The following is a 5,754-nucleotide window of genomic DNA, read 5'->3' as shown; positions in this document are numbered from 1 at the left end:
ATTTAGCTTTTCCTCTGTTGAGAGAGAACTCAGCCATATATTGCAAAGACCAATTTAAACCATAAACCCACTTTCCAGAAGTTGAGCATGAAGAATAACCTTTAGCATACTCCTGACCAGCTTCACTCAGCTCACCAAATAAAGCAAATGCTGCAGCACGATGTTGCAGTATTTCTAAATAGAATCGGGGATCATCTTTTAAAGCCACATGTGTATTATCATTCAAAAAATCTCTTATGATTTTTGGATCTTTTTCAGTGATCCCTTTATTATAAAGTTCTACAAGGCTTTTGTATATATTTTCAGCTATCATATTTTAATAAATTTTCAATTCTAAACTTAGTTTTCTATTTTTATTTTCTGAACAAATACAAGGGAGACCACACAAAGTATAGCTCCAGCTATAAATGGTATTTGCCAATGCCACATCCACAATAAACCACCACAAACTGGAATCACAACCGCTGAGATATGATTAATGGTAAATCCAACTGCCATTGAAGGTGCAATATCTTTCTTATCTCCTGTTTTATGAAAATAAGTATTGATTCCCATTGAGAAACCAAAGAATATATGATCGATTATGTATAAGATCGCAACCACTAAACCATTTTCGATAAAGGCATAGCCCAGAAATACAAATATCAAAAAAAAGTATTCTAAACTTAGCATTCTTCGCTCACCATAACGGTTTATTCCCTTAGCGATATAGGGAGATATGAAGTAAGTGATAATATTATTGATGATGAAAAGCAAAGCCACATTCTGAATACTAAAGTGGTATTTCTGAACTAACATGAAAACGGCAAACACAACAAAAATTTGTCGACGCGCTCCACTTAAAAAATTCAAAACATAAAATAACCAATAACGCTTACGCAGAACCATCCCTTTATTCTGTGCAGGAATATTTTTATCCTCAGGCTTCCAAAAGAAGGCCCAAATTGCCATTAAAACGATCAAAACACCAGCAACTATAAAGTTCATTTGTAATGATAAATGATCAGCTAATAGTAAGATAAAAGCACCCATGGCAACATTAGCAACGGCCGCCCAACTTTTCTGCTTAGCAAATACATAGGGTGCTTGTTCGTAATTAAAGTATTGCAAGGTTAATGACTTATTGGTGGTTTCGAAATAATGAAAACCAACCGACATAATTAAAGTCGTAAAGATTAAACCATAAAAGGATGGAAAAAAGCCCGTTAAAGCAACACCCACACCAACGAGTAAAACAGAAATTGCTGATAGGCGGTGCTCACGTACAAAAAAAAGCACATATATAACCAATAACGCCAAGAAGCCTGGAACCTCTCTTACAGATTGGATAACTCCTAACTGAAAACCATTAATCCCAACTTCATCTACAGCCAAATTGTTAAAAAGCGTACGCCACGCCTGATGTCCTGCAGTAGCCGCAACGACCAGCAGCATAAGATAGGCATACATTTTATTTTGTTTGAGTTCTCGTAGCATAAAGCAATTATTAATTAAGGCTGCAAAGTTATAAATAGAAACTTTAATGCACCTGAAAAATTTGTATTTTTACACAGAATCAAAATTACAATTATGAGCTTATTAAATACAATTAAAGACCGCTATTCAGTTCGATCATACTTAGATAAGGAAATCGAAGACGAAAAGTTACTACAAATACTGGAATCCGGTCAATACGCTCCATCTGCAGTCAACTTTCAACCCTGGCATTTTATTGTGATTCGTGAGAAAGAAAATCATGATCAGTTCTCACAAATTTACCATCGCGACTGGTTTAAAGAAGCACCTGTCTATATTGTAATTTGTTCAGATCACAGTAAATCTTGGAAACGAGCTGAAGATGAAAAAGATCATGCTGATATTGATGCTGCTATTACGACTGATCACATGACACTTCAAGCAACCGAGCTTGGCTTAGGCACATGTTGGATTTGCAACTTCCATGTTCAAAAATGTCGTGATTTCTTTGATCTTCCTGATCATATCGAACCTGCAGCAATTCTGTCACTTGGTTATCCAGACCATGAGAAAAGACCAGCAAAAAAGAGAAACAGCTTGGAGGAAATTGTTCATTGGGAAAAATTTTAAATAATGATTCTTGATTGAACATTTATTACTATTCATTTCAATATTAACAAGACGATTTAGTAACAATATATGAGTAAGATACCCGTAACAGTCATCACTGGTTTTTTGGGGGCTGGAAAGACCAGTCTCTTAAATCAGCTGATTCAAAATCATAAGGAAAAGAAATTTGTTATCATCGAAAATGAATTTGGTAAAGAGAATATCGATTCAGAATTTGTCGCCAATATTGGAAACGAAGACTTGTTTGAATTGAGCAATGGTTGTATATGTTGTAATCTAAACACAGAACTATTCATGGTTCTTGAAAACTTGGTTAAGAACAATCATTCTTTCAATCATTTATTAATTGAAACAACCGGTATTGCTGATCCGGGTAATATTTTGGCATCTTTTATTTCAGATCCAGGTATCAAAGCTAAATTCGAGCTCGATTCTGTCATTTGTTTGATTGATGCAGCTAATGCTGAACAAGATCTGAAAAATGAAGCGGTTCTGAATAAACAAATTGTCATATCCGATACGCTAATCCTAAATAAAATTGATCTATCGAATGAAAAGGATATAAAACAGCTTTGTTCTAAAATCAGAGAAATTAATCCTACAGCCGACATCCACAAAGCTGTCCAATCGAAACTTGATGTGAAATTACTTGATGTTTATGCTTATAATCCAAAGCACATTTATCAATTTCTATTCACTGTAGATGGAATCGAAAGCAATGAAAAAAAGCATGATCACAGCATAGAAAACTATTGTTTTAAAAGTAAATTAGCTTTTAATCAAATGAAATTGGCTAGCTGGCTCGATACCTTTTTGCAATTCAACTCTGATACGATTTATCGTGTGAAGGGTATTCTTAATATCACTGGTGTTGATAACAGAATTCTTTTACAATCTGTGCACACACAAATTCAAGCTACTGTGGGGAGAGCATGGGATGTAAACGAAAATCGAGAGAGTAAACTTGTGTTTATTGGTAAAGATTTGAACGCTGAAGTTATTGAGAAAAACCTAATAGAACTTTGCAGTTAAGTAAGATCCCCAATACAATTAAATCTGTATTGGGGATTTTCACTTTCCGTTAATTACCACTGAAATAAACATCTGCACTTATTAATGAGGCAGAATATTGTTCTTTATAAGGAAGTGTAAAATAGAAGCAAGAACCTTTCTTCTCTTTTGATTCTACCCATATCTTACCTCCCATCGATTTCACAAAAGCCTTTGTAATGGATAAGCCTAACCCTAAACCTCCATATTGACGAATATCTGACTCTTGGACTTGTCTGAAATTATCAAAAATGATATGCACCAAATCATTGGAAATCCCAATGCCGGTATCCTTGATATAAAATTCAATAAAGTCAGCTTTCTTATAATAACCAATCTCTATACACCCATCATGTGTGAATTTGATCGCATTGTCTAAAAGCTTTCTTATTATTTTCAAGAGGTATTGTTTATCGGCATAAACCGACTTTACAACCCTGCTATCCATAAACATGAGTTTCAGATTCTTTCGTTCTGCCTCCACTCTGTATTCAGCTACTATTTCAGACAACAAACTACCAATATCAATAGTTTCCATTCTAATATCAGAATCTCCAGACTGTACTTTAGCAATATCCACAATCTCATTAATCGCATTCAAAAGTTGATGAGAACTCTCTGTGATTATTTCAAAATATTTAATCCGATCATCATCACTCACATCTGGTAAAGCCAGGAATTCAGAAAATCCTAGTATACCATTCAAGGGCGTACGAATTTCATGTGATATATTGCTCAAAAAAGCACTTTTCAACTCATCAACTCTATTGGCATTTCCCTGTGCCTGAATCAATTCCTTTTTCAGAGAATTTTGTTTCCTGGCATAATAGATGAGAAAAAACAAAAGGGCGCAAACGAACAAACTTATGGATAAAAACAAATACAGGGATCTCTTACTTAGATGGATTGAAGAGCTTGGCATATTAATTATTGTCCAGTCATTAGGAAAAATAGCAGGCATTAACTTCAACCTCTTTAATTCATTAAAATCCAAATAACACTGGTTTGGACTCTCTTCTAAAACACGAATATCCTCAATGGCTTCTCCCTTTAAAATTCGATCTGCTATTTTAAGGGCCTCCTGAGTCTGTCTATAGTGATGAATTAGATTCCCTCCTGCAATACCTTCACCCAGTCCATGTTTCCATAAATGATAAATTGGCAAATCAGAATTCTTCTTCAATAATTTCAAACCATCATAAAAAGGTTTATACTGAAAATCTTTATCTCTGTAAAGAGATAATAAGAGTAGGGCTTTCTCTCCTTTAAGTTGCTGCAAGTTCTCTTCGAACTCAGTAAAGCTAAGTTCAGACAAGTTTAGAGTATGAACATTCACAAGCGTTGTCAAATCTTTAAGCTTCAATATTCGGTTCAAGTCATTTTTACCGGTTACCGTATTATCACTTATTACAAATATCTCTTCAAGATTAGGGCTCAGAGTTTTTGCTAAATTAATCGTCTCCTTTATAGAGATATCTTCAACAACACCTGTACAATTGGAATTGGAGTTTTGCTCTTTTGCTATGTTAATATTATTAATTCCCCAGAAAACAATAGGTTTATTTTCAAACAATTCGTTCTCATATTTCAGCACATAATCCAAGGCATAATCATCAGCTACCAAAAACAAATCATAGGGCTTCCTTTTAGATAATTTATAAGTTAAAAAATTATGAAACTGTTCGATATAGATATCATCAACAAATTCCTTACTATTCATAAATTCCACATCAATCTGATAATGTGTTGTATCTATAAATTCGTTAATTGCTCTGGACGTATGAATATAAGTAGGAAAGTTACTATTGTAGGAGTGAATTAGACAGATTCGTTTTCGCTTTGTTTCCTTTAGCTTCTGGCTATTAGACTGAAAAGGGAACAATAACATCAGTAATAAAACACAACAATAAGAAAAACACAAAGCCTTATATTTTATCATAATTGGGAATTTACCTGGCATCTTCAGACTGGGGATTAATCATAGATTTTTTCATAATAGATGTCCAATTTAATCATAAGATCCCCACTTTCCAAATATTTGATAAAATTATATTTTATCTCCACTAACATCCAAATAACAACCATAAACCATCATATTATATAGATTTACATATGTGCATAATCTAACATATACAATGTTTTCAAAAATAAACTTTAGCTGTATTTATATTGAAAACTTACGACATGGAAACGTGAATATTTAATTATAAATAAAGGAAAGAAAACAATAAAAGTGGATATAAAACAAACCAATAATCCTTCTCTAAAAGCAGAAAGTAGTGATCTCCAAACCACTAAGTAAAAAAAACCTATCTTTGACCCAATTATTTTAATTGACATTCGACTATGAGAGCTAGTGCCTTTTTAATTATTCCACTTTTAATCTTCATGTTTATAGTGGATCTATACACCTACCGAGGCCTAAAACCGCTCATCAATAAAATCCAAAACCTATATATCAGAAAGGCTTTAAAGCTTTTCTACTGGTCGATATCGGTATTCATGTTTGCTGCATTTGTTTTATTTTTCTTTAGAATTGAACATGTACAAAAAGCTGATGCCTACGTGTATTTTAGTTATCTGATAGGTGCTTTTGCCCTATTTTATATACCCAAGTTT

General features: G+C 33.5%; 6 protein-coding genes. 3 read left to right on the top strand and 3 right to left on the bottom strand.

Annotated elements, in window-relative coordinates; all coding sequences use genetic code 11:
* The coding region (locus tag ABY905_RS13200) for a hypothetical protein (protein WP_372644633.1) at positions 1-313 on the bottom strand (313 nt) is incomplete at its 3' end.
* A gap of 26 nt (positions 314-339) precedes the next feature.
* Positions 340-1,476: an MFS transporter gene (locus tag ABY905_RS13195; protein ID WP_372644631.1), complete on the bottom strand. Its 1,137-nt coding sequence runs from the start codon at positions 1,474-1,476 to the stop codon at positions 340-342.
* A gap of 93 nt (positions 1,477-1,569) precedes the next feature.
* Here ABY905_RS13195 and ABY905_RS13190 point away from each other — a divergent pair, with 93 nt between their 5' ends.
* Entirely contained in the window at positions 1,570-2,085 is a 516-nt protein-coding gene (locus ABY905_RS13190) for a nitroreductase family protein (RefSeq protein WP_372644629.1), read from the top strand.
* A gap of 69 nt (positions 2,086-2,154) precedes the next feature.
* Positions 2,155-3,117 carry a GTP-binding protein gene (locus ABY905_RS13185; RefSeq protein ID WP_372644628.1) on the top strand — a complete coding sequence of 321 codons (963 nt, stop codon included), beginning with the start codon at positions 2,155-2,157 and terminating at the stop codon, positions 3,115-3,117.
* 49 nt (positions 3,118-3,166) lie between these two features.
* Here the strand turns inward: ABY905_RS13185 and ABY905_RS13180 are convergent, their stop codons facing one another.
* Complete coding sequence (locus tag ABY905_RS13180) at positions 3,167-5,074, bottom strand: ABC transporter substrate binding protein (protein ID WP_372644626.1); 1,908 nt, start codon at positions 5,072-5,074, stop codon at positions 3,167-3,169.
* 407 nt (positions 5,075-5,481) lie between these two features.
* Between ABY905_RS13180 and ABY905_RS13175 the strand changes: the two genes are divergently transcribed.
* Positions 5,482-5,754: hypothetical protein (locus ABY905_RS13175; protein ID WP_372644624.1), on the top strand; the 273-nt coding region annotated here is incomplete at its 3' end.

Origin of the sequence: Ancylomarina sp. (genome assembly GCF_041555295.1) — a bacterium.
Classification (GTDB): domain Bacteria; phylum Bacteroidota; class Bacteroidia; order Bacteroidales; family Marinifilaceae; genus Ancylomarina.
Note: the sequence above shows the minus strand (reverse complement) of the source record. Positions and strands in the feature narration are given on the sequence as shown.